Source organism: Mycobacterium sp. 3519A (assembly GCF_900240945.1).
Classification (GTDB): Bacteria; Actinomycetota; Actinomycetes; order Mycobacteriales; family Mycobacteriaceae; genus Mycobacterium.
The window spans coordinates 273459-297364 of the sequence record NZ_OESG01000013.1; the positions used below are offsets into that span (position 1 = coordinate 273459).

Below are 23906 nucleotides of genomic sequence, written 5' to 3' on the forward strand. Positions count from 1 at the left end.
CCTTAGGTCGTGGGGGACGTACCACTGTCGCATCTCACCCGCCGCGACCGAATATTGCTGTCAGTAGCAGGCCCATTGGTGAGTTAGCCTAAGATCATGCCGACGGGAAAGTTCGAGGTAGACACCGGTTTGCTTCGTTCCGGCAGCGACTCCAGCGATTTTGCGGGGACAGCGGCCCGGAAGGCGGCGGATCGGCTCTCAGAGGCATCCGTTCCGCAGGGCATTTTCGGTGACTTCGCGGCCGCACAGGCTTTTCACAGCGCCATCACCACCGCTCGCGACAGTCACGCCCAGCGGTCGCAGGAGCATCATGCGCGGCTGACCGACATCGCGAGCAAGGGCCACATCGGTGCCCGCGCGGTGACCGACACGGATACCGGCGCCGCGCAGGCGATCGGTTCGGCGGGTGATCACGTCGGCGAAGGCGGCTCTTGAGCCAGTACGTCAACTTCACCGAAGCCGAACTGGTGGCCGCCGCGGGCGACGACCCGTGGAAACTGAACAAAGAGATCCAGGCGGGCGACGCCGGTGCGATCAACGACCTGGCCGATGCGTTTCACCAGTCCGGTCAGCACATCAAAGAAGCCGACGAGGAATTCGACGCTGCCAAGCGTCAATTCAAAGAGGCGTACCGGAAAAACGACAGCGAGTATCCGATCGACGAATCGCACGAAGTGCAACGTACGGCGACGCAGCTGGCCGGTCACCCCGAAGAACTGTCACGTATCGCCGTGGACCTGGAGCAGGTCGCGGCGGCGCTTGCGATAGCACAGCGCGACAGTGACGCCGAGATCGCTGCTCTGGAAACACAATTGCACGGTATCGACGATCAGATCACTGCCGCTCTGGCCGCGAACTCGCCATCCGAGGCGGCCCAGCTGCTCGAGTCGGCGAAAGGTGCGACCAGCGCGGCCGCCGCGCAGCTCGAAGGATTCCGCGGCGCCTACGTCGCGCAGTTGGACGGCGCAGAAGCCGCGATGATGGCGTCGGGTTATGCGCCGGACGTGATCGACGACGTCGACGGCGTGGCCGGCAACGCGCCTCGAGAGATCGCGCAGCGGTACGACCAATCGGGCCAACGGGCTCGCGACCAGGCTCTGGTCGACAAGGCGCACGCGGAAGGCAGGAAAACATATCTGCCGAGCATGGCGGGCCAGCCCGGTTATATGACACGGGAAGAGGCCGACGCGGCGGCGCGCTTGCGCGATTACCAGGCGATCACCGACCCGGCTCACGGGTATGCCCATTCGGCCCATGCGCACGGCGACGACCGGCCGACCCGGCTGGCGGGTCAACGGCTCGACGACTATATGACGGCCACGTCGACCGGTCCCGTGCCGAAAGACGTTGTCCTCGGCGGGGATGCACGCACCCGCGCGCAGGCGCGGCTGAACCTGCAGCACGATCTGCAGAATGGGAATGTGTCATGGCATCAACAACCCATGACGCCGGACGACGCCACTGTTTTGATCGATCAGATGGAAGTGACCGACCGGGCCAATGCGCTGACGCGACTGCAGCAGCAGCTCCAGGAATCCGGGATGACGCCGGAGGGAGCCGCCGGGGTGGCGGACGGTATGTCGCACGGCGTGGTGCCGAAGGAACTCGTCGAAGGTGCGTCGGCTGCGGGTAAGCCGATCGCGGGTGGGGCAGAAGCCTTCGACCGATTCGGTGAAGCGTTGCCCACGGGCAAGCATTGGCAGCCGGGTGTGGCATTCTCGCCCGAGGACGCTGAAGCGCTCAAGAAGATCGGCGGAAAACTCGGATGGGTCGGCAATGCAATAGATCTCGGGGTGGGCCTGTACGAATGGCAGCACGGGGCCCCGCTCGGGGAGGTGGTCACCAAGTCTGCCGGCGGGATGGCGGGGGCGTGGGCGCTGGGAGCAATCGGGGCCGAGGGTGGCGCGGCGATCGCCGGTCCGCCGGGGGCGTTCGTCGGTGCGCTCGTCCTCGGCACGGTCGGCGCGATGGGCGGCGAGGAAGCTGGGGAGGCGGCTTACAAATGGCTTACGGGGTAGATCATTAACGTCCCATTTGTCGTCACCACCTTCGTCGGCTTGCTGCTGCCGGTGCTGGCTCCCCACAGGAACCCCACGGTGGGTCGGCGGATGTTCTGGGCCGGCATTTCCATTGCGACGGTGTCCGCGTTTTTCATTGCGTTCCCGCCGGACTGGAAATCCGGCCTGCTGCTGTCGCTACTGGTCGCCGTGCTGATGCTCATGACGGCCTACTTCACCAGCTCGTACCTCAAATTCGGCGACAAGGTCGTCGCGTTCTCGACAGCGGATGCCGGAACCACGGCGTCGGATGCCGCCTTCACGTCAGCGCGCAAGTTGTGGTGGCTGATGGTTCCGGCAATGGCCTTGTGCGCATTCAACATCGGCCAGTACATACTGCACAAGGAGAATCCGCGGCTGGCGGTGGCGATGGCCGTCGCGGTGGTGGCCATAGCGGTCGTCTTCGGTTACAACGACGGACGCGCGCGGTATTCGATTGCCCGGAAACAACTCCCGCAGTTCGTTGTCGTGTCGATTGTCACGCTGGGCGTGTTCACCGTGCTGTACCTCGGCGGCTACGCGGTTGGCAAGCAGCGCGCCTAGCGCGCTACGCGGCCGTTGACCGGGGAGGGAACTCCGCACCGTTACTGATCGCGTCACGGTAGGCGAGCACGCGTCCCGGAATCGTGGACAGCACCGCGATGGTGCGGCCATCACGGCCGTAGGCGGCAGTGAACTGCCACTCGTCCGGGCGGCCTTCGACTACGGTGTAGGCATCGTAGTCCGTTGTCACACCGAGCATCTGGAGCTTGACGTCGTACTGATCGGACCAGAAGTACGGCAATTCGTCGTACGTGTCGGCATTGCCCGGACTGGCCAGCAGCGTGCGCGCCGCAGCCTCGCCCTGGCGGCCGGCGTGGTCCCAGTGCTCGATGCGTAGATGCCGCTCATAGCGTGGATGCCACCAGCGCGCGACGTCACCGGCGGCGACGATGCCGCTGCCGCCCTCGACGGCGCCAGTCGCGTCACATAGGACGCCGTCGTCGATCCGCAGTCCGGAGCCGTCGAGCCACTCGGTCGCCGGGGTGACGCCCAAGCCGACGACGACCAGGTCGGCGGCAAGCCGTGAGCCGTCGTTGAGCCGCACGCCGTCGACGCGTCCGTTACCCGTGAAGGTCTCGACTTGCACGCCGATCCTGACGTCGACGCCATGCTGTTTGTTCAATTGCGCCCAGCAGGAGGCCATTTCGGGACCGAGCGCCGACAGGAGCAGGCCATCGCTGCGTTCGATGAGGGTGACGTCGAGCCCGAGCATCCGGCACGTCGCCGCGACCTCGGCGCCGATGAACCCGCCGCCGACCACCACGACGCGGGGACGGTCGGCGAGTCGTTCGCGAATGGCGAGGCAGTCGTCGACTGTGCGTAACAGCATGACCCCGTCGGGCACCTCGCCCGGCCACGCGCGCGGGGCGGCGCCGGTGGCGATGACGAGGCCATCGTAACGCAGCGACAATGGCGCGCCGTCGTCGTCGAGTTCGAGCGTGTGCGACGACGGATCCAGCCTGCGTGCCGACGCACCGCGCAGCACGCGGGCGTCAAGATCGAACTGCGGGGCCAAATCGATTCCGGCGCGTTGGATCTGCCCGCTGAGCAGTTTCTTCGACAGCGGCGGACGGTGATACGGGGCGTGCCATTCGTCGCCGACGATCGTCAGAGCGCCGTCGTAGCCCTCCTTCCGCAGCGTTTCGGCGGCGCGCATCCCTGCGATCCCCGCCCCGACAACGACGACGTCGCGAAGGTCGGTAGGCATGCGGCTAGTCCTCCACTGTGATGGCCTGGGTGGGACACGACACTTGCGCACCAATGATCTGGTGACGCAGGTCGTCGCTTGGACGGTCGTCGAGCACGTGCAGGCCGTCCTCTCGGACGTCGAACACTTCGTGGCAGATGCTCATGCAGACGCCATTTCCGTCGCAGGTGTCAAGGTCGACTGCTACTTTCATTGGGCTGCAACCTCTTTCGTGTCGGCGACCTGCTGGCCGCTGGTCATCTCAGCGCCCTGGGGTCGTTGTCGAGCGCCTGCGCGTTCGCGTGCCGCCTTCGCGGCCGGCGAGTACTCGAGGTAGTCGATGGCCATCTGGGTGTCGCCTTCATCGTTGGGATGATGGCTGGGCCGCAGGTAACGCAGCGGCGCGGCCAACAGCAAGCTCCACGGTCCGGGTAGCAGACCCTTGCGTGCGGCCCGCGTCCAGTCGCGCCAGCGCCATTTCTGGTCGATGGTTGAGTCGGCGGCCATCAGATAGCGCGCCCCGGCGATCCACCACGCGACGAACAGGGGAGTTGTCATCAGCATCGAGAAGGCTCGGATGACGTAGTTGCCGCTGACATGTTGGTAGACGTCGTAGACCAGCGAGCGGTGCTCGACTTCCTCAGCACCGTGCCAGCGCAACAGGTCGAGCATCACCGGGTCGGCGCCGACTTCCTCGAGAGTGCGGTTCTTCAGGACCCACTGGCCCAGCATCGCGGTGAAGTGCTCGAGGGCGGCCACGTCGGCAAGCCGGCGATAGAGCCACCACCGTCGCAGCGGTGCCGGGAAGAACTTCGGCGGGTCGCCGAGTATTGCCGACAGGTGGCGTCCGAGGCGGTCGGTGTAGGGCTTGGTCTCGATGCCCTGGTCGGCGAGATGGTCCAGCACGACTTGGTGCGCCCAGGCGTGCCACGACTCCTGCTGGATGAACGGTTTGATGGCCGCCTCCAGCTCGGGGTCGTCGACCAGTGACGACGCTTCCAGAACAGCTTTGATGAAGTGGCGTTCGCCTTCCGGAAGCAACAGGTGCAGAACGTTGATCATGTGGGTGGTGAACGGGTCGTCGGGCACCCAGTGCAGCGGTGTCTCCGACCAATCGAAGCGGACCATGCGGCGGTACATGGGATGTCCGTCGTGATGCAGCTGGACTTCAGGCATGAACTCTCCCGGGATATGACGGCTGTGTGTCCGTCGGCTACCCGAGTTGGATGCCCGTTATGCGTACCGGCGGTACTGGATTTCGAAAAGCGGGAAAACAGGCTTCTTTCACAGCTTTTCGTCAGTCAGCTGCCAGGCGGTCGGGCCAGCTCAGTCCTCCGCGGAGTCTTCGTCCTCTGCCGGCGCTCCGCCATTGAGCAGCTGTTCGAACTGCTGCTGCAGTTCGGTGATGACCGAGGCTGTCATGATCGCGGTGATGACGGGGGAGATCGTGTAGCTGTCCTCGTCGTCGCGGGTTTTGCGAAGGATCTCCAGGCCGGTGAGCCGGGCGATGGCGCCGTCGATGCGGGCGGCGAAGGTGACGGCGTCGCGGTCGGTGTCGTTGAGGACGCCGGAGAACAGGCCGTGCATCTCCTCGCGGCTGATCAGCACGGTCTGCCCGCCGGACGCGCGCATCATCTGGGCCAGGTGCAGCGCGAGGATCGAGTCGTAGGTGCCGAGCGGCTCACGGCGCAGAAGCTTGATGCCTCTTGCGGATTCGTAGCGCGCCTGCTCGACGAACGCGACGTCGGTCCCGTCGACGATGCGCAGCAGCAGGTCGAGTTCCGACAGCCGCACGGCCAGTTCCTTGCGGTATTCAAGGACCCAGCTGTACACGTCGGCGTCAGCTTCGGCGCTGATGTAGCGGCGGGTGAGCAGGTGCTGCAGGGCCCAGCAGGCGCGGTCGGGCAGTTCGGAGACGTCGCCGTCGAAGCGGGGCCGCCGCTGGACCGGTGGACGGGCGGATTGGTCGACCTGGGGCAGTGAGGAGAAGTCGATGTCGGCTTCAGAAGTCACTCGCATTCCTCGCTCTGCACTTGATCGGACTCCCCAACATAGGACACGGCCCGGACATCGTGGGCACGCGGTAGGGCGGTGTCGGCGGCCGATTTCACGTATACGCGCTGCATAAGTGGCACGCTGAGGCCTATGAAGCGAGCCGTGATCGCGCTTGCCTCGGCGATCCTGCTGGTTGTCGCGTGCGCAAACGGCCCCGAATCCGTCGGGCAGCCGTCTAACGGCGGACCGGAGGACATCGCGACCAACCTCGACGTGCCGTGGGGCATCGCGTTCCTGCCCGACGGCACCGCGCTGATCGCCGAACGCGACAGCGGCGCGATTCGGCACATGACGCAACCCGGCGTCATCACGAACATCGGGTCAGTGCCGGGTGTCGCGGCGCGCGGCGAGGGCGGCCTGCTCGGCTTGGCCACGGCGGGTCAAACGGTGTTCGCCTACCTGACCACCGCGGGCGACAACCGCGTCGTGACGATGCGCTTCGACGGGGCCTCCCTGACGGAGCCGTCGCCGATCCTGACCGGCATCCCGGCGAGTTCGGTCCATGACGGCGGGCGCATCGCGTTCGGCCCGGACGGCAAGCTGTACGTGACGACGGGCGAAAGCGGTGACCCCGGCATCGCGCAGGACCGCTCGTCGCTGGGCGGCAAGATCCTTCGCATCAACCCCGACGGCTCGATCCCGTCGGATAATCCGGATCCTGCTTCCCCGGTGTGGTCGTTCGGGCATCGCAATATCCAAGGGCTGGCGTGGGATTCGGCTGGGCGGTTGTGGGTGACGGAGTACGGCGCGAACCGGGTGGACGAGCTCAACTTGATCCAGCGGGGCGGCAACTACGGCTGGCCGATCGCGGAAGGCCGCGCGGGCACGCCGGGGCTGATTGACCCGGCGATCGAGTGGGGCACCGGCGAGGCGTCGCCGTCGGGGCTGGCGTACTTCGGCGGATCGCTGTGGGTGGCGTGTCTGCGCGGTCAGCGGTTGTATCGGATACCGGTCGGCGCCGACGGCTCGGTGGCCGGTGCGACACCGTTGTTCGTCGGACAGTACGGGCGGCTACGCACCGTGGTCGCTGCACCGGACGGCGCGCTGTGGTTCACCACCAGCAACCGCGACGGCCGGGGCAGCCCGCGCGAGGGCGACGACCGGATCCTGCAGTTCCGGCCCTGAAACCCGCTTACCCCAGCGGCGCCAGCGGATAGATGATCTTCGCCTCTGCCGACTCCGGCGGCGCGATCGCCTTGACCTGTCCGCCCTGGATCTGCACCAGCATCGGGTTCAGTGCGGTGTTGTTGTGGAAGTGGTCGCCTTCGGTGGCGAATTTGATTGGCCCGTAGAAGGTTTGGATGTCGGTGGCGGCGATCAGGTCGTTCAGCTTGCTCCGGTTGTCCTCGGACAGCGACGGCGGCTGACCCAGCTTCTCCACTGCGGACTGCAGCACCAGCCCCGCGGCGCTGCACCCGGCGGCGGTGTAGTCCGGCGGCGAACCGTGCTGAGCCTCAAATGCTTTCGCGTAGTCGCCCGCCGAGCCGAACAGGTCATCCTTGAACGTCGCAGACGGCAACCACACCGAGATGCCCATCACCCCGTCGGCCTGCCGTCCCAGCGCCTTGGAGAACGAGGCGTCGGTGATCCCGTAGTGCTCGATGATCGCCTTCGGGGTGTAGCCGGTCGCGGCCATCGCCTTGACAAAGTCGACCAGCAGCACGTCGTGGCCGCCGACCGCGACGATGTCGGGCCGCTGCCCCGCGACCACCTGCGCCACCGGCGCCAGGTCGGCGTTGGGCGGGAACAGCGAGAAGTGCACCACGTTGAGCTTCGCCGCCTCGGCGCCGGACCGGAAACCCTGCGCGGTGTCGTCGGAGAACGGCTCGTTGGCGCCGACGACGGCCGCCGTCACCGGCTTCGGATTCGCGGTGTCGACGATGGACTGCATCGCCTTGGCCGCCGTGAGGTCGACGGCGGGAATCACGCCAAAGGTGAACGCGGGCTGCTTCTTCCAGACACCGGGCGACTCCGCGGAGCCGGCGATGCACGGCACCTTGTACTTCGCGCAGATCGGGTCCATCGCCAGCTGCACACCGCTGGTGTACGCGCCGAACATGGCGTTCACACCCTCTTGGGTCGCCAGCCGGGACGCCGCGTCGGCGCCGGTGGCGGGATCGCTCTTGCAGTCCTGCACGACCAGATCGACTTGGTACTTCTTGTCGCCGATCGCCAGTCCGCCCGCCTTGTTCACCGCGTCGGCCCACATCTGATATCCGCGCTGGGCGATCTGCCCACCGGTCGCCGATTCACCGGACAACTCGAGCACGGCGCCGACCTTGAACTTGTCGGTGGCCCCGCCGCCACCGCCCTGTTGCTCACCGCCGCACGCGGCCAACAGGCTCGGGCCGGCGACCACGCCGCCCGCGACCAGCCCAGCTCGGGTCAGAAAGCGTCGACGATTGATGTTGTGGGACATAATCATTCCTCTCCGGTTGCCCGACCTCCGAGATAGAGGTGCATCAACTCGCGGTCGTCTTCGACATCGGCGGGTGTGCCCTCGAACCGGTTCTGCCCGCCCACCAGGACGTAGAGCCGGTCGGCCACCCGCAACGCCTCACGGATGTTCTGCTCGATCATGATCACGCCGACCCCGCGCCGGGCTAGCGCGGCCGCGCGGACCAGGACGTCGCCGACGAGCTTGGGCGACAACCCCGCCGACGGCTCGTCGAACAACAGGAACCGCGGATTCAGCACCAGCGCACGGGCGATCGACAGGATCATCTGCTCCCCGCCGGACAGCGCACCGGCCTGCACGTCGTTCCGCTCGCGCAGCCGCGGGAACTCTTCCAGCAGTTCATCAATACGGCGGTCCAGCTGCTTGCGGTCGCGGATCGTGTAGCCGCCGATGCGCAGGTTGTCGCGCACCGAGAGCCGCGGGAACACGCCGCCGCCCTGCGGCATCATTGCCAGCCCGCGGCCCAGCGTGCGATGCGACGGCAGATGGGTGATGTCCTCGCCGTCGAGGCTGACGCGGCCCGCCCACGGGTCGATCATGCCCACCATCGCCTTCAGCAGGGTGCTCTTCCCGCAGCCGTTCGGCCCGAAGATGCAGGTGACCTCGCCGGTGCGGGCCGTCATCGACACTTGGCGCAGCACCTGCACGCCGTCATAGCCGGCGTCGAGTTCCTCGACGGTGACGACGCTTTCGGGGCGCTCACTCATCCGCGGACACCCCCAGATACGCCTCCATCACGTGCGGGTCGTGCGAGATCTCGTCAAAGCTGCCCTGCGCCACGATCTTTCCGGCGTCCATCACGATGATGCGGTCGCAGATGTCCTGCGCGAGTTCCATGTCGTGCTCGATCACCAGGAACGTGGTGCCCGCGTCGCGCAGGGTGCGGATGGCGCCCAGCATGATCTGGCGGAGCCGCGGATGCACCCCGGCGGCGACCTCGTCGAGCAGCGCGACCTTCGGCTTCTGCATCAGCACCCGGCCCATCTCCAGCAGCCGCTGCTGCCCGCCGGACAGGCTGCGGGCGAGGTCGTCGGCGACGTGGGTGAGCTCCAGCTGCTCCAGCACGGCGTCGGCGTCCTCGCGGGCGTTGTTCCAGTCGAACTGCACGGCGGCGGTCCAAAGGTTCTCCCGCACAGTCATATTGATGAACAGCGCCGGAATCTGGAAGGTGCGGCCCAGCCCGGCGCGGGCGATCTTGTAGGGGGCGAGGCGGGTGACGTCGCGGCCGAACAGCGTGATGCGGCCGGCGTCGGGTTTCAGCGCGCCGGTGAGCAGGTTGAACAGCGTGCTCTTGCCGCTGCCGTTCGGGCCGATGATGCCGACGATCTCGGACTGCGCGACGTCGAACGAGACACCGTCGACGGCGTGGATGCCGCCGAACGAGCGGGCCAGATTCTCGACTGCCAGCACCGTCATGGGCCGGCCTCCTGCGTGGCCTTTTCGCGTGGTGCGAGGTCATCGCGGGCGCGGCCAAGGAATTGGCGTACCAGGCGCATTCGTCGGGCGCGGCGGGCGATGCTGACGAGTCCGTCGGGCAGGAACAGCACGATCACCATCACCAGCACGCCGACGATCATGATGTAGGCGGTGGTGTCGCCGTAGCTGATTCGCATCTGTTCTTCGAGCAGGAACATGGCGGTGGCGCCGAGCGCGGGGCCCCAGATGTGGCCGAGGCCGCCGACGAGCACCATCACGACGAGCTGGTCGGTGATCAGGGTGTTCAGCACGCTGGCCGGGTTGATGAAGGTGATCCAGTAGGCGTTGATGCCGCCCAGCACGGCAGGGATGACCGCGCTGAGCACGAACGCCCAGATCTTGACCATGGTGGTGTTGATGCCCTGCGCGCGGGCGGCGATCTCGTTGTCGCGCACCGCTTTTACCTGGAAACCGAACCGGGAGCGTTCCAGGAGCAGATAGCACACGACGTAGGCGATCGCTGCGGCGCCGAGCATCGTGTAGAAGAAGAAGTTGTCGTCGGAGCGGATCGGGGTGGTGAGCCCGCGGGAGCCGCCGGTGAAGTCGACGACGGTGGTGAGCTGGCGGATCGCCTCGGCCAGCGCCCAGGTCGCGATGGCGAAGTAGGCGCCCTTGAGTCGCAGCGTGGGCCAACCGACCAGTGCGGCGACGGCGCCGGCGATGACGGCCGCGACCGGAAGGGTGGCCCAGAAGTTCCAGTCGTAGTCGGGTTGCATCAGGATCGCGGTGGTGTAGGCGCCGATGCCGAAGAACGCGACGTGGCCGAAGCTGATGTAGCCGGCGTACCCGCAGATCACGTTCCAGGACAAGGCGATTCCGGCCCACATCGCGACGCCGGTGGCGACGCGGACGTAGTAGGGCGACGTCATCATCGGCAGCAGGCACATCAGCGCGACGACGAGCACCAGCACGCCGAGATTCAGGAACGGGTTGCCCCCAGAGGCAGGCTTACTCATGCGACGACCTCGCAGGCTCGGTCGCCGCATTCTGGGCCGATGATTCGCTCGCAAGCTTCGCTCATGCCAGACCCCGCCGTGAGATGCCTTGCGGGAACAGCAGGAGCGCGACGAACAGCACGCCGAAGACCACCAGCAGGGTGTAGTCGGCGCCGACATAGGTGGTGGTCAACGACTGCAGCACGCCGAGGAACAGACCGGCGGCCATCACCCCGAGCGCCGAGCCGAGCCCGGCGAGCACCACGACGAAGAACGCGAAGAGGGTGTAGCGCAGGCCGACCTCGGGGGTCATGGCGTAGATGGCGCCCAGCAGCGCACCGGCCATCGCGGTGAGGCCGACGTAGAGGGCGTAGACCAGGCTGCTGATCCGCTTGACGTCGATGCCCATCAGCCCGGCGTTTTCTTTGCTCTGGGCGGTGGCCCGGATGGCGAGACCGGTGCGGGTGTAGAAGAGGAACGCCAAAAACAGGCCGGTGGCGATGACGGCGAAGGCGAAGCCGGCGACCCGGATGGCGGGTGCGGTGATGCCGAGCAGCGAGACGTTGCCGGAGAAGAACTCGGTGTGCACGGTACGGGGCGTGTAGCCGAACGCGGTGAGCAGGCCGCCGCGGATGAGGGTGGCCAGGCCGAAGGTGAAGGCCAGCCCCATCAGCGCGGGCAGGGCGTACTTGCTGGTCCGGACCCGGTAGATCAGCGGTGCGATGAGCCAGCCGACGATCCCGAAGACGATGAAGATGACGGGGAGCAGCAGGAACGCGTCGACGCCCAGCGCGTCGCTGGCCACGACGGCGGCGAACGCGCCGATGACCACCCACATGCCGACGGCGAGGTCGACGACGTCGAGGACACCGAACGACAGCGAGAAGCCGATGCTGATGGCGACGTACAGACCGCCGATGAGAATTCCCCCGACAAGCGCTTGCGCGAGTTCGGTCACTGCATCCTCTCGGCTGAGCGGTCAGACTGCTCGGAGCGTGTCCGGGCCGTGAGCGTAAAAACCATAAAACAATCGATATGGACGCGGACGACTTTCGAGGTCACGGTTCCGCATCCCACGTCGCGAAAGTTTGCTGGTGGCTCCGTTGAAAACGCGTGTCGAGTAACGACATTGGGTAGAGGGTTGACGGATGAAGGCGACACCCCAAGCGGATCTGGTGTGTGAAGGCGGCGGCGTGCGGGGCATCGGCTTGGTTGGTGCGGTGCATGCGCTGGTGGCGGCGGGATATGGGTTTCCGCGGGTCGCTGGATCGAGTGCGGGTGCGGTTGTCGCCTCGATGGTGGCCGCGCTGCAGGCGGCGGGCGAACCGCTGTCGCGACTCGACGAACTGGCGCAGAGTATCGACTATTCGAAGTTCGCCGACCCGACGTTGCTCGCGCGGATACCGATCGTGGGCCCGGCGCTGTCACTCGTGGCGAAGGATGGGCTGTACAAGGGTGACTACCTGGAGAAGTTGCTGACCGGGCTGCTCGGCGATCTCGGGGTGCACACGTTCGGTGATTTGCGCACCGGCGAGCAGGCGCCGCAGTATGCGTGGTCGCTGGTGGTCACCGCCAGTGATTTGTCGCGGCGCAGGTTGGTCCGCATTCCGTGGGATTTGCCGAATTACGGTGTGGATCCTGATGAGTTCTCAGTACCGAAGGCGGTGCGGGCCTCGTCGGCGGTGCCGTTCGCGTTCGAACCGGTGCGGGTCAGCGGTGCGACGTGGGTGGACGGTGGACTGTTGTCGAATTTTCCGGTGCAGTTGTTCGACAGCGGCAACGCGCCGCGGTGGCCGACATTCGGCATCCGACTGTCCGCGCCGCCGGGAATGCCGCCGACGCATCAGATCCGGGGTCCGCTGTCGCTGGCGTTCGGCGCGCTGGAGACGCTGATCAGCGATCAGGATGCGGCCTATGTCGATGACCCGTGCACGGTTCGACGCACCATCTTCGTTCCCGCCGAGTCGGTCGGATCGCTCGATTTCGACATCAGTGCGCACGAGCGCGATGCGCTGTACAACCGCGGGGTGCAGGCGGCCCAAGATTTCTTGGCGTCCTGGAACTACGCCGAATACCTGCGGGCGTGCCGCGGCGGGCCCGCGCCCGAAACTGACGTGTGACGGCTTCGGTGGTCAGGTGGCGGCGCCGACGAGGGTGGTGATCGGTTCGGTGAAAGTCAAACGCGGCACGGCGATTTCGCGGTCGCGGCCGTCGAGGGATCGAAAGCGGACGGTGGTGGACCCTGTGTCTTTGTCGGGGATCGGGGATTGTGGCTGCTTGAGCGCCCACGACCACAGCACGATGACGTGACCGAGATAGGCGGTGTCGAGCATGGCGACGGCGTCGGGCAGCGAGACGGGCCCGGCGGTGATGGCGTGGTTGAGCATGTCGGACATGGCGGGGGCGTCGACCTGGGTGGTGAGGGCGGCGAAGCTGGTGAGGTCGACCTCGGTGTTGCCGGGTGTGGCGGGTTTGGGGTTGGACAGGTCGCCGATCCGGAAGCCAAGGGCGCCAATGGAACTGATGTTGTGGCGGGCGAGGGGGACGTCGATGTCGAGGCGGGAATCGGTGAAGGAGGACTTGAGTAGGGCGCGGGCGGCGGTGATGGCGTCGTTGAGTTGGCGGGCGACGCCGCGGCTCTGCTCCATGGTGCCGAAGGCGGTGAAGCGTTTGACGCGTTGGGCGCAGCGCTGCTGGATGCGTTCGACTTCGTCGATCTGGTGGCCGACGAGTTCGAAGAATCCGGCCATCACTTTGCGCAGTGCTGGGTCGAGGGCGGGCAGGGCTTCGGCGACGGCCGCGACGTCGGCCTCGAACTCGGCGCGTTGGTCGGGGTCGTTGATCATCCGTAGGAAGGCGCGGTGGGAGTCGCGACCCTGGGAGTCCCAGGCGGCCTGGTAGTCGGTGTACATCTGGCGCTGGCGGTCGCGGTATTCGGTGTTGGAGTCAATGGGCTCGTCGAGGGCGGCGGTGGCCTGTTCGATCATGGTGCCGTACTGGCCGATGTCGGTGATGAGGCGTTCCATCTGCAGGGCGATGGCGCGGGCCTCGTCGTAACAGTCCGTCACGTCGGGCTGCGGGCGTTGGCCGGCATCGAGCGCGTCGAGTTCCTCATGGAGAGAAGCGATTTCGGCTTCGATGTGTTTGCGGATGCGGGCGGGATCATGGTCGACTTTGACGGCGACCTGTTTGAGGCGGGCGGCGATGCCGGTGATGGAGCCGCCGGTGGCGATGGTGTCCTGGCGGCGCATGGTTCTTAGGAAGTCAAGGGCCCGGCGGGCGTCCTGGGTGAGGTAGCAGACGTTCTGGTCGTGGCGTTCATCGACGATGCGGTGCAGCCAGCCCTGCGCAGCCCAGGACTTGATGAGCGCGAGGCCGGACTGGGGGTCGTCGAGGTCGGCGAGGTCGCGTTCCAGGCGCACGACGAGTTCGGTCTCGGGCAGCGCCCCGTCAGCAAGGTGGCGCTCCATGAGCGTCGCGTAGAGGTTGAGATTGGTGGCGGACAGCAGCCGGATCGCAGGAGAGCCTTGCAGGTCGCGGTTGAGCTCGAGCAGGTCCACCGCCGATACCGCGCTGTTCTCGTCCACCTGTTCCTCTATCGAGTTGGGTACCTCCGGAGGCCCCAACATAGGGCACCGGGCCGACAGATCCGGCGCGCCACTAGGCCGTGTCGAGGTTCGGTTTCGGAGACAGGGGACCAGTGTGAAACACGAGGTGAATGAGGCGAATGGATAGGAGTCGGCGCGGGTCGAGCGATGCTCGCGGTTTACGGTGAATCGGCTGCGCGGATCAGTGACGACGAAACTGGAGCGACGGTATGCGGCACGGATGTCGGATAGTGATGGCGGCGGGGGTGATGGCACTGGCGGCGTGTTCGTCGCAGTCTGCAACGACCTCGCCGCCATCCGAGTCGCACTCGTGGTTGTCGGCGTCGAGCGGTAGCGCAGCGCCAGGTTCCCCGACGTGGGGCAGCGCACAGGTCACGGTCGACGGCCACGCGCATGACATCACGGGCGTCAGGTGTAGGAGCAAGGAGGGGTCGGTGATCATCGACATTGGCGACGACAACCTAAGCACCGGCGCCATGGTGACCGAAGGCCGCGCGCCGAGGGTGGAAGTGGTGTCGATCGACAAGTCCATCGGGGGCGGGAAATCGAACCTCTACTTGGTTTCCAAGTTGGATGAAGCCACGGCGCAGAAGAACGGAAACAGCTACACCATCTGCGGCCAGGTGGATGACGTGGACGCTGCTGCGGACTCCACCAAACCGGTGACGAGGCCGTTCGAGATGAAGTTCAGTTGCCCTTGGTAGGCGTTCGTCAGCGAGTCAGCTGAGCCACGGCGTTGTACCCCTCGCGCGCTGCGCCCAGCGTCCTCTTCAAGTCCGCTTGACGAAATGCGCGATGCCTGCGATCGATCAGCCCTGCAACGCCCGGGACGCGCAGGCGCGCTGTTTCACGCACATAATTCGGAAGGAACCGAAGCAGCGGCGCGTTACGCCACAGCCCGACGGGTGGAAATCCGGCCTTGGCATAGGAGCCGGGCGCATAGAACGCCGCGTGCCCCAGATTGAACCGGTAGTTCAGTTCGGCTTTGATCTTGGCCAGACCGGTCGCCTCCGCGGGGGGACGATAGACGTCCATGAACGAGTGGCACAGCGTGCGCGAGTCCTCGTCGTCCTTCGTGCGTTGGGCTAGCGCCAGAAGTCGCATCGCGCGGAAACCCTCGGCTACCGTCTCCGGATAGAACGGCGTTTCGACTCCCATGATGTGTCCCACGTAGCGCCAAAAATGCAGCACGGCAACCAAATCGGCGTCACTCGTGCGGTAACCGAGGCGCTTGAGGTCCTGACCGGCGAGGAATGATCCGGCCATCAGGGTGCTGAACATGTTGAATTGACTGATCGGCACGCCGAGGCGGGGACGATCCCACTCCGGATGCGGGAGAATCCGCTGGCGGATCATGCAGTGCAACAGGCGTACTCGAAGGGCGGTGGTGAATCCGTCATTGCCGCGTCGCAGCCCGTCAATCTCGCCGATGTCGGTCCAGAACTTACATGTCTCCCAAAACCGATGCAGCGCAGAGTTTCCGGTGTATGCGCCGGTGAGAATCAGCGGCTTGGTCACCGAAGGCGTGCGATAACCCAGAAAGGTCGTCATGCCGAAATAGGGGTACAGCTCCTTGCCGTAACGGCGGAACACCTCGGCTCCGTAGTCAACAAGTTCCCAGTCCAGCCAGTCCGGTTCGGTGGTGATCTGGTCGAACAACGCTCGAAGTTGGCTCGAGGCATTCGGCACTGCATCGATGCCGTCGTTCAGCGCTAGGTAGAACTCTTCACGCGCTGTGCGTACCGAACCCCGGGCGACAGCGTCGGCGTACCACGCATCGCCGAGTCGGTCGCCCTGGTCCAACGATCTGCCCATCGCCGCGACCGTGTCCGACGGCAGTGTGACGTCGGTGCCCGCGATCTCCGTGAGCTTGCGGGTCAAGGCGTGACCGCGGGCGGAGCTTTCCTCCTCAAAGAAGACGAACTCCGTCGGGATGGCCGACTGGTCGTCAGCGCCCGGGGAGGGGTTCGGGTGATTGTCGGTTTGAAACATCGCTGCTCCGTCTGTCCGGATGGGAAGGCCGCCGCATTAGTCGCCCGCGGCTGCCCCCCGACCCTCGGTTCGTCGACCATATCTGTTCGCTTGCTTGCGCGCAAGCAAGGAGCGAGGAATGCCGAGTGACCTGGCTGGTTAGGGCTTGACGACTTGGTGAGGCGGCTCAGCCAGATTTTGCGGTCAATCCTGAAATTGCGAGACGCGCCGCGTCGTCGGCGACCTGATCGACCGTCAGGTGTGTGCGTTCGCCGTCGTACCACTCAGTCGTCCCGTTGCACATCCCGATGATCAAGAGTGCTTGCGAGATCGGCGGCGCGGACACGAAGATCCCGGCATCCTGGCCGGCTTCGATGACCCGAGCGGTCCGCTGGACATAACTCCACATGCCGTCACGCAGAGCCTGTGCTCGCGGTCCGGTCAGCTTGTCCAATTCCTTGAACTGCACGCGGAAAATGTCGACCCGCGACAGGACGACGCGGACGTGGTTGGCGATGATGCGCGCCAATTTGACGTCAGGAGGTAGGTCGGCGTCGAAGAGCGACTGCGATGATTCCGTCATTGCGGCGCCGGCTTGTGCAATCAGCTCGTAGAGGATCTCTTCCTTCGCGGGGAAGTAGTGGTAGACCGCCTGACGTCGGAAGTTCAATTCGAGCGCGATTTGATTGAGGTTCGTCTCCCGAAAGCCGCGCTCCGAGAACAGCTTCGTGGCGGTACGCAGGATCGCATCCCGACGGTTTTCGTCCTTGTGGGTCACGGGTCGCGAAGTCTTGGCGTCTCCAGCTGCCACAACGCTTCCTTCCGCTGCCCGGGCCGATCACGTTACGCGGCTGGTGGGCCACTCCCACAGGAACCCACGCCATGATGGAAGTGATGAACCGGACCATGGTTGCCCTCGCGGCGGTCCTGGGCGTGGTCGTGGCACTGCTGATGTGTGGATCGATCACTGCAGTGGCCCACGCGGCCGCTGCGGCACCGGCAGGCGATGCGCTCTCGATCGGCGACGCGGACGCGCTCGGGCAGATCGATCTGTACGTGGATCCGATGTGCCCGTTCAGCGGGAAGATGGTGCGCGCCAAGGGCGACGAAATCGGTAAGCGTGTCGATGCCGGCACGTTGCACGTCAGCCTGCGATTCGTGGACTACCTCGACAAGTACTCGGCCAGCGGCACCTACGACAGCCGGGCGATCTACGCGGCGTTCGTGGTGGCCGATCAGGCGCGGTCGAGCGACGTCGCGTGGCGCTTCGTCCGCCAGATCTTCTCGGCCGAGCATCAGCCGAAAGAGGGCGGCCCGACGGATCTGGACAACAACCAGCTCGCCGGGGTGGCCAACGACGTCGGCGCACCTCAGTCGGCCCAAGATCTCATCAGGGTGGGCCTGCCGATCGGGTTCGACCCGCATGCGATCGCGGTCAACAACCTCGCGCTGCTGCGCCAGTTTCCCGATCCCGGTGTGCCGACCGTCGTGATCAATGGTCAGCCCGTCGACGGGCAATCGGAGTGGCTCCGCCAGCTGCCGGCGGTGTAACGCAATTAGGTAAGCTAACGATCTCACTGTCGAGACGGGTTACCGGTCCACAGAATGGCTACACGGGACCGGACTGCCATTCGATATCGAGCGAGGACATACCAAACCATGACGGCGACGACCGACGCGCCACCACCGACGAGCGCGGAGGTGGCGGCGCCGAAGCGCAACTTGATCTTCTCGGCTGTGGTGCTGGGCATGCTGCTGGCCGCGCTGGATCAAACTATCGTCGCGACGGCGCTGCCGACGGTGGTGGCCGACCTCGGGGGTGCGGGCCATCAGGCGTGGGTGGTGACGAGCTATCTGCTGGCGTCGACGGTCGTGACGGCGATCGTCGGCAAGCTAGGCGATCTGCTCGGCCGTAAGACGGTGTTTCTGGCGGCGGTGTCGTTCTTCCTTGTCGGGTCGGTGTTGTGCGGGCTCGCGGACTCGTTGGAGTTTCTGGTGGCGGCGCGTGCGCTGCAGGGTATCGGCGGCGGCGCGATCATGGTCACCGCGACCGCGGTCATCGGCGAGGTCATTCCGCTGCGCGACCGCGGCCGCTACCAAGGCGCGCTCGGTGCGGTGTTCGGCGTGACGACGGTGATCGGCCCGCTGCTGGGCGGGTTCTTCACCGACCACTTGAGTTGGCGGTGGGCGTTCTGGATCAACGTGCCCGTCGCCGTGATCGTGATTCTGGTTGCGATTGTGGCGATTCCGAATCTGGGCAGGATCGCGCGTCCGGTCGTCGACTATGCGGGCATCGTGCTGGTCGGTCTGGGTGCGACGGGGCTGACGCTGGCGACGAGTTGGGGCGGCGGTGAGTACGCCTGGGGTTCGCCGATGATCATCGGGCTGTTCGTCGGTTCGGTGGTGGCGCTGGTGGCGTTCGTGTTCGTCGAATTGCGGGCGAAGGAACCGATTTTGCCGATGCGGCTGTTCCGCGAGCCGGTGTTCGCGGTGTGCTGTGCGTTGTCGTTCGTCGTGGGTTTCGCGATGCTTGGCGCGTTGACGTTCCTGCCTACGTTCATGCAGTTCGTCGATGGCGTCTCGGCGACGACGTCGGGTCTGCATACGCTGCCGATGGTGGCCGGGATGCTGACGATGTCGCTTGCCAGCGGCACGATCGTGGGCCGCACGGGAAAGTACAAGATCTTCCCGGTGGCCGGAACCGCTGTGATGGCAATCGGTTTCGTGCTGCTGTCGCGGATGGGCCCGGATACGTCGACTCTGTTGCAGTCGGTGTATTTGGTGGTGTTGGGCGCGGGGATCGGCATGAGCATGCAGGTGTTGGTGCTGATCGTGCAGAACACGGTCGACTTCGCGGATCTGGGTGTGGCGACGTCGGGGGTGACGTTCTTCCGCACCATCGGTAGCTCGTTCGGTGCGGCGGTGTTCGGGTCGTTGTTCAACAACTTCCTGGGTAGTCGGCTCGCGGTGGCGTTGGCGAGCAGTGGCGCGTCGCCCGAGGCTGCGCAGTCCCCGGACGGGCTGCATAAGTTGTCACCGGAGATGGCTGCGCCGATAGCGGCCGCGTATGCCGATGCGCTAGACAAGGTGTTCCTGTATGCCACGCCGGTGGCGGTGGTCGGGTTCATCTTGGCGTTGACGCTGAAGCAGGTTCCGATGCGGGACAACGCCGTTAGCACTGCGATCGATCTGGGTGAGGGTTTCGCGATGCCGACTTCGGCGTCGCCGGATCAGGTCTTGGAGAACGCGGTGGGCCGGCTGATTCGTCAGGGATCGGGAATGCAGTTGCGTGCGTTGGCCGAACGTCCGGGGAGCAAGCTGGACATCTCGCGGTTGTGGGCGCTGATGCAGGTGTATCGCTTCGGGCAAGCTGCCGGGCGGGCGCGGGTGGGTGATGTCGCCGAACATGTCCGGGTGCCGCGCGAGATTCTGCAGCCTGCGTTCGATCGGCTGGTGGCGACGGGCTACGCCGAGCGCAATGGTGATGATTATTGGCTGACGCCGATCGGTGCGCGCGAGATCGAGGTGGTCCGCACGGAGACGTTGGAGTGGCTGACACGGCGGCTGGCCCAGACGTCTGGTCTGGAGGCGCAACCGGAGCGTCACGAGGTCAGGCAAGCGTTGGACCGGATTACGCAAAACGTTCTAGTGCAACGAGATTGGACAGACGACGAGACGCAGGCGATGCGGTTACGGCCGCCACGCCGGGCGCTGCCGCCGAGACCGGCTCCGTCGCGGCCAGCGCCCCCGGCTCCGCAACCGGACCCGAGGGCCTACGGACGGCCACCCCAGCCGCCCGCGGAGCCGCCCACGACACGGATGCGGCCACCGCCCGGTCCGCCACCGAGGGGCCCGCGCCGTCCATACCGCTAGTGCCCGCGCGGTTGGCGACGTGACTGGAGATCTGCGGTTCGGCACCGAAGCGACCGGGCGGGGCGGAATCGCATTGATCTTAACGGCTTGAGCTATGTGCCGACGCGCTGGTGCCAGTGTGAATTCTGTTGCTGGTGTTGCTGGTATTGCTGGTGTTGCTGGTCGCTAGCTGCTCTGGCGACCGCCAAATCACTCTCGCTTGATGGCGCGACATGATCGGAGCCGTGATGTCCCACTCGTCGTGATCAACAGCGGGCTCGTCGACGGGCTCGTGGAACGCTGAAGATATCCGCTGGCAGTACAGTCGTGGGAACGGGTGTGATCTTTTGAACTCGGCAAAACTGCCGAATGACATCGCTTGCTTGTCGCTCATCGAGGTGCTTGATCGAAACCCGGTTTTGAGTCGCTTGGGATCGTAGGTGCACGGTCGTGGTCAGTCAGCAACTTCAATAATCGATTTCTCTAGCTGCTCCTGCGACGCAGGGTAATTCGACAACCGGATAGCCTTGAAGTTTTTACGGGCTCGCGCGATTTCTGCCTTGCTGGTTGGCGCAATATGGGCACGTATGAGCTCTTCGAGAAGTTCGGTATTTTCCTTTGCCGTAATCATCTTATTGTTCTCAGTATTAAACACCGCTGTCCACGGGGCGTTAGAAATCTTCCAAGTTAGCTTCGCAATCCTCTCGAGGACTTGATCGTATGTAAGAAGCTCCTGGTCGACGACGGTTTGAATTGCCCGCGCTAGCGCTTTCTGCACCACTGGACGCATCATAGGGTGGCCGTTGCCTTCTTTGCCTTTCGGTGCACGAAGGTCCTTCGCATTTGTACTAGCTTGCAACTTCGATCGAATGTCGTCGGTTGCCTTCATCAGCTGCTCAAGGCGGTGCGCAAGCACATCATAGGTCTCCTTAAGCACCTTGTCTGACGGACGATTCTGCAAATCAGCGATCTCTGGGGGCAAGTCCCAACCAAGTAACTTCAATAAGTCATAAAGTACGGTAATGGTAGTAAATGCGCTGGGGTCCGACACCGGTACGGACCCAGCCGCCAGCGTGAAATCGCCCTCTGAGGGCGGGCGGACAAACACGCGAACCCGACCCTTCTCACTGAAGAATGGATGGTCTGTGAGTAAAGCGCGGGTTGTTATGGCGAAGGCATCATCAACGTCGAGCGCGATGTTTTCAGCCTGGGTTGTCGTTTTCGCGTTCCGGTTGATATTCGTGAAGAGCCGTTGCGTCCGTTCACGCCCCGCCGCCGTGTCATAATGCGATACAAGCAGAACGCATATATCCTCAGCGCCCAGAGAGGGCTGCTGCTTGATTGCGTCTTTGATTGCACGGAGCCGATGTTGTCCGTCGAGGGCGAAAAATTGGTGACTCCCGTCGAGGGTGAGGACTCCGAATCCCTTGTCAACGCCTTTTAGTATGCCGTCGGGGTCGTCCATCTTCAATTCCTGGTACTTTGGATCGCCGCCCCAGGTGGCGACAATTAACGACCCCAAGAAACGGTGTTTCGACTTCAAAAGATAATCTCTTATTCCATCCGTTCTCGCACTTATGCCACGCTGAATAAGTGTATTGAGGTCCTTATTACCTCCGAGTTCGTGCGCAAACTGTACTTCACGTGCAACCTGTGCGTATTTCATGATGCAGATGTAATACTTCCAGTCGCCTACATTTGCTTCAAAAGCAGGAATAAAGGTTTTCGTAGCCACACTAATCTCCTAGAATGCTGGTTTCGGCTTACCGACGGCGCGCAGACGCGGACTTCCTGAAGTGTTCAATGGTGGGGCAAATAACGCGAATAATCGTCGTTCAAGCGAGTCGATCGATGCCGCCTCTTCAACCTCGCAATACCAGAACCAAAGAGGAGCTAGGTTGAGATAACGTTGCAATCTATCCTCTCGAGTATTGAGAGCGTTCTTGCCCCAGAGCCGCTCGGGGTCTCGGGCGACCAGCTTCGAGTATTCGCCCTTGTATCGAGATCTTAGAGTATTGCGGTTTTTTCCATCGCCCGCTTTGCCGACGTACAAAATGAAGGGAAAGGTTCTTCGCGCATGCGACGATGTGGCCACCGTCAGTTCGAAAGCTGGCTGCCAGACAAACATATATAGACCTGGGGTGGGCGGTATCTTTTGCCACGCGCTTTGCGTGGCCTTGACCATTTCCCAGCCGTTTGGCGCCGCGCGGAGGATGTCATCAGAAAGTGTCTTGCAATGGGCAGAGTCAGCCAGGCGGTCGAGGGGAACGCTGAAGTCGAGGCGTGGAGGTTCCTCGTCCAAATGGCGCTCTAATGCCTGTTTCAGAGCCTCACCCAACCTTGTTACCCTCCTTCGGGCCGCGCCCTTGATCCTTTGCTCGGGCGGAGCCATCACCACCCTAGGCGCTGAGGGCATCGCCTAGCGCTTGCTTCGGGAACTTGTTGGCTGACACCTCGCCGATTTTCAACATAGTGAGCAGGCAGCAGAAAGCATCAGCTCAAGGTTCAACAGCCGGCGTGCGATGGCGCAGGCAGCTGTCGTACACATGTGCGAACCTTCTCTCGTCCGCGTGGCACCCAACTTTTGCCGCCAGCACGAATAGGATCTAAGCGATGGTCTACCTCGATTACAACGCGTCTACCCCGGTTGACCAGCGTGTGCTCACCGCCGTTGCGGAGGCTCACAAGGCTTACGGGAATCCGTCGAGCTCACATCATCCCGCCGGTCAGGTTGCTGCCGAACTCGTCGAGGAAGCCCGTCACCGGGTCGCCTCGTTGATGCGTCGGCCAGTCCGAGATGTCATCTTCACCAGCGGGGCCACTGAAGCAGCTGTCCTCGGGCTCGTTGGGGCGATGCTCGGCGTGTCTACCCGACCCAATGTGGTGATCTCGGCGACGGAACATAAGGCGATCATCGCGGCAGCCGAGTTCGGGACTCGCTTGACCGGCGGTGAGATCCGCGAAGCGTCTGTGGATGCTGACGGCGCGATCGACCTTCGCCATCTGGAAGAACTCATTGATGATTCTGTTTCACTCGTTGCAGTGATGGCGGCGAATAACGAGACCGGTGTCATTGCTCCTGTCTTGGAGGTCGCGCACCTGGCCCGCAAGTCGGGTGCGCTCAATTTCGTCGACGCTACACAGCTTGTTGGCAAAGCAAACCTTGACCACGCGACCGACGCCGCTGATCTGATGGTGTGTAGCAGCCACAAAATCTATGGCCCTAAGGGAGCAGGAGCACTGATCGCGAGCCGGAACGTTCAGAAATCGTTGGTACCAATCATGTCTGGCGGCGGCCAGGAGCGCGGCATCCGAGGTGGGACCCAAAACACTCCATCAATTGTTGGGTTTGGAGTCGCTGCCGAACTCGCAATGAAGGAGCAAGCGGAGGATGAGGCTCGGATTGGTCAGCTTGCTGAGTCCCTACTCGGTGCTTTAGGGGCGAACCTGACCGGTGTGCACTTGAACGGCGCCAACGCTGAACGACTTTCAAACACGCTCAACGTGAGGTTCGAAGGTGCAGATGCGGAGGCGGTTATGGCCTCGATGCCAGACGTGTTCGTGTCGTCTGGAAGCGCGTGCCAGTCGGCAGTGCCCTCGCCCTCTCATGTGTTGTTGGCGATGGGTCTCGATAGAACCCAGGCGTCTGAATCACTGCGTATTTCGCTTGGGCGGCCCACGACGAAGAAAGAAATCGATCAGGCCGGAGCGTCCATCATCGTTGCAGTATCGCGAGTGCGCGAGATGACTTCGGACTAGGGGGAC

The 23906-nt window shown here is 64.3% G+C and carries 23 protein-coding genes; 9 read left to right on the forward strand and 14 right to left on the reverse strand.

Annotated features, from left to right (window positions below):
- Positions 1 to 96: 96 nt before the first annotated feature.
- The 3 genes from C1A30_RS09220 to C1A30_RS09230 all read left to right on the forward strand — a co-directional run bounded on the left by C1A30_RS09220 (position 97) and on the right by C1A30_RS09230 (position 2600).
- Complete coding sequence (locus tag C1A30_RS09220) at positions 97 to 435, forward strand: DUF2563 family protein (RefSeq protein WP_101947969.1); 339 nt, start codon at positions 97 to 99, stop codon at positions 433 to 435.
- Complete coding sequence (locus C1A30_RS09225; RefSeq protein WP_101947970.1) at positions 432 to 2018, forward strand: hypothetical protein; 1587 nt, start codon at positions 432 to 434, stop codon at positions 2016 to 2018. The genes C1A30_RS09220 and C1A30_RS09225 overlap by 4 nt, the downstream gene beginning before the upstream one ends.
- A gap of 120 nt (positions 2019 to 2138) precedes the next feature.
- Entirely contained in the window at positions 2139 to 2600 is a 462-nt protein-coding gene (locus C1A30_RS09230) for a hypothetical protein (protein WP_142392573.1), read from the forward strand.
- 4 nt (positions 2601 to 2604) lie between these two features.
- Here the strand turns inward: C1A30_RS09230 and C1A30_RS09235 are convergent, their stop codons facing one another.
- From C1A30_RS09235 to C1A30_RS09250, 4 genes are all read right to left on the reverse strand, one after another.
- Positions 2605 to 3807 carry an NAD(P)/FAD-dependent oxidoreductase gene (locus tag C1A30_RS09235; RefSeq protein ID WP_101947972.1) on the reverse strand — a complete coding sequence of 401 codons (1203 nt, stop codon included), beginning with the start codon at positions 3805 to 3807 and terminating at the stop codon, positions 2605 to 2607.
- 4 nt (positions 3808 to 3811) lie between these two features.
- Positions 3812 to 4000, reverse strand: coding sequence for a ferredoxin (locus C1A30_RS09240; protein WP_101947973.1), 189 nt, complete (start codon positions 3998 to 4000; stop codon positions 3812 to 3814).
- Complete coding sequence (locus C1A30_RS09245; protein WP_101947974.1) at positions 3997 to 4962, reverse strand: metal-dependent hydrolase; 966 nt, start codon at positions 4960 to 4962, stop codon at positions 3997 to 3999. Before C1A30_RS09245 ends, C1A30_RS09240 begins: the two co-directional genes overlap by 4 nt.
- A 150-nt stretch (positions 4963 to 5112) precedes the next feature.
- Positions 5113 to 5805, reverse strand: coding sequence for a DUF4194 domain-containing protein (locus C1A30_RS09250; protein WP_101947975.1), 693 nt, complete (start codon positions 5803 to 5805; stop codon positions 5113 to 5115).
- Between the two features lie 126 nt (positions 5806 to 5931).
- On the opposite strand from C1A30_RS09250, the gene C1A30_RS09255 reads away from it, so the two are divergent.
- Positions 5932 to 6966 (forward strand): sorbosone dehydrogenase family protein, encoded by a 1035-nt coding sequence (locus C1A30_RS09255; protein ID WP_200828224.1) that lies wholly within the window; start codon positions 5932 to 5934, stop codon positions 6964 to 6966.
- Between the two features lie 7 nt (positions 6967 to 6973).
- Here the strand turns inward: C1A30_RS09255 and C1A30_RS09260 are convergent, their stop codons facing one another.
- The 5 genes from C1A30_RS09260 to C1A30_RS09280 form a co-directional block, all read right to left on the reverse strand.
- A complete protein-coding gene (locus C1A30_RS09260) occupies positions 6974 to 8260 on the reverse strand; it encodes an amino acid ABC transporter substrate-binding protein (protein ID WP_235009783.1) in 1287 nt (428 codons plus the stop codon).
- Between the two features lie 2 nt (positions 8261 to 8262).
- Positions 8263 to 9006 carry an ABC transporter ATP-binding protein gene (locus C1A30_RS09265; protein ID WP_101947977.1) on the reverse strand — a complete coding sequence of 248 codons (744 nt, stop codon included), beginning with the start codon at positions 9004 to 9006 and terminating at the stop codon, positions 8263 to 8265.
- Positions 8999 to 9715 carry an ABC transporter ATP-binding protein gene (locus C1A30_RS09270; RefSeq protein ID WP_101947978.1) on the reverse strand — a complete coding sequence of 239 codons (717 nt, stop codon included), beginning with the start codon at positions 9713 to 9715 and terminating at the stop codon, positions 8999 to 9001. Before C1A30_RS09270 ends, C1A30_RS09265 begins: the two co-directional genes overlap by 8 nt.
- Positions 9712 to 10731: a branched-chain amino acid ABC transporter permease gene (locus tag C1A30_RS09275; protein ID WP_101947979.1), complete on the reverse strand. Its 1020-nt coding sequence runs from the start codon at positions 10729 to 10731 to the stop codon at positions 9712 to 9714. The genes C1A30_RS09270 and C1A30_RS09275 overlap by 4 nt, the downstream gene beginning before the upstream one ends.
- A 61-nt stretch (positions 10732 to 10792) precedes the next feature.
- Positions 10793 to 11668 carry a branched-chain amino acid ABC transporter permease gene (locus tag C1A30_RS09280; RefSeq protein ID WP_101947980.1) on the reverse strand — a complete coding sequence of 292 codons (876 nt, stop codon included), beginning with the start codon at positions 11666 to 11668 and terminating at the stop codon, positions 10793 to 10795.
- A gap of 190 nt (positions 11669 to 11858) precedes the next feature.
- Between C1A30_RS09280 and C1A30_RS09285 the strand changes: the two genes are divergently transcribed.
- Positions 11859 to 12830, forward strand: a complete 972-nt coding sequence (locus C1A30_RS09285; protein WP_101947981.1) for a patatin-like phospholipase family protein — start codon at positions 11859 to 11861, stop codon at positions 12828 to 12830.
- A 12-nt stretch (positions 12831 to 12842) separates the two neighbouring features.
- Here C1A30_RS09285 and C1A30_RS09290 read toward each other — a convergent pair whose 3' ends face one another.
- Positions 12843 to 14339 carry a DUF3375 domain-containing protein gene (locus C1A30_RS09290; RefSeq protein WP_101947982.1) on the reverse strand — a complete coding sequence of 499 codons (1497 nt, stop codon included), beginning with the start codon at positions 14337 to 14339 and terminating at the stop codon, positions 12843 to 12845.
- Positions 14340 to 14566: 227 nt separating this feature from the next.
- On the opposite strand from C1A30_RS09290, the gene C1A30_RS09295 reads away from it, so the two are divergent.
- Positions 14567 to 15022, forward strand: coding sequence for a lipoprotein LpqH (locus C1A30_RS09295; RefSeq protein WP_235010035.1), 456 nt, complete (start codon positions 14567 to 14569; stop codon positions 15020 to 15022).
- A gap of 7 nt (positions 15023 to 15029) precedes the next feature.
- Here the strand turns inward: C1A30_RS09295 and C1A30_RS09300 are convergent, their stop codons facing one another.
- Both C1A30_RS09300 and C1A30_RS09305 read right to left on the reverse strand, forming a co-directional pair.
- The gene (locus C1A30_RS09300) at positions 15030 to 16121 is read right to left on the reverse strand and encodes an oxygenase MpaB family protein (RefSeq protein ID WP_160112718.1); all 1092 of its coding nucleotides are present in this window, start codon (positions 16119 to 16121) and stop codon (positions 15030 to 15032) included.
- A 355-nt stretch (positions 16122 to 16476) separates the two neighbouring features.
- Complete coding sequence (locus tag C1A30_RS09305; RefSeq protein WP_101947985.1) at positions 16477 to 17100, reverse strand: TetR/AcrR family transcriptional regulator; 624 nt, start codon at positions 17098 to 17100, stop codon at positions 16477 to 16479.
- A gap of 83 nt (positions 17101 to 17183) precedes the next feature.
- On the opposite strand from C1A30_RS09305, the gene C1A30_RS09310 reads away from it, so the two are divergent.
- Positions 17184 to 17840 carry a DsbA family protein gene (locus tag C1A30_RS09310; RefSeq protein ID WP_369974109.1) on the forward strand — a complete coding sequence of 219 codons (657 nt, stop codon included), beginning with the start codon at positions 17184 to 17186 and terminating at the stop codon, positions 17838 to 17840.
- A gap of 108 nt (positions 17841 to 17948) precedes the next feature.
- The gene (locus tag C1A30_RS09315; RefSeq protein ID WP_101947986.1) at positions 17949 to 20162 is read left to right on the forward strand and encodes an MDR family MFS transporter; all 2214 of its coding nucleotides are present in this window, start codon (positions 17949 to 17951) and stop codon (positions 20160 to 20162) included.
- Between the two features lie 433 nt (positions 20163 to 20595).
- Here the strand turns inward: C1A30_RS09315 and C1A30_RS09320 are convergent, their stop codons facing one another.
- Both C1A30_RS09320 and C1A30_RS35360 read right to left on the reverse strand, forming a co-directional pair.
- The gene (locus tag C1A30_RS09320; protein ID WP_101947987.1) at positions 20596 to 21876 is read right to left on the reverse strand and encodes a DNA sulfur modification protein DndB; all 1281 of its coding nucleotides are present in this window, start codon (positions 21874 to 21876) and stop codon (positions 20596 to 20598) included.
- Between the two features lie 9 nt (positions 21877 to 21885).
- The gene (locus C1A30_RS35360) at positions 21886 to 22479 is read right to left on the reverse strand and encodes a hypothetical protein (protein WP_142392574.1); all 594 of its coding nucleotides are present in this window, start codon (positions 22477 to 22479) and stop codon (positions 21886 to 21888) included.
- A 275-nt stretch (positions 22480 to 22754) separates the two neighbouring features.
- On the opposite strand from C1A30_RS35360, the gene C1A30_RS09325 reads away from it, so the two are divergent.
- Positions 22755 to 23900 (forward strand): cysteine desulfurase family protein, encoded by a 1146-nt coding sequence (locus C1A30_RS09325; RefSeq protein ID WP_101947988.1) that lies wholly within the window; start codon positions 22755 to 22757, stop codon positions 23898 to 23900.
- Positions 23901 to 23906 lie beyond the last annotated feature (6 nt).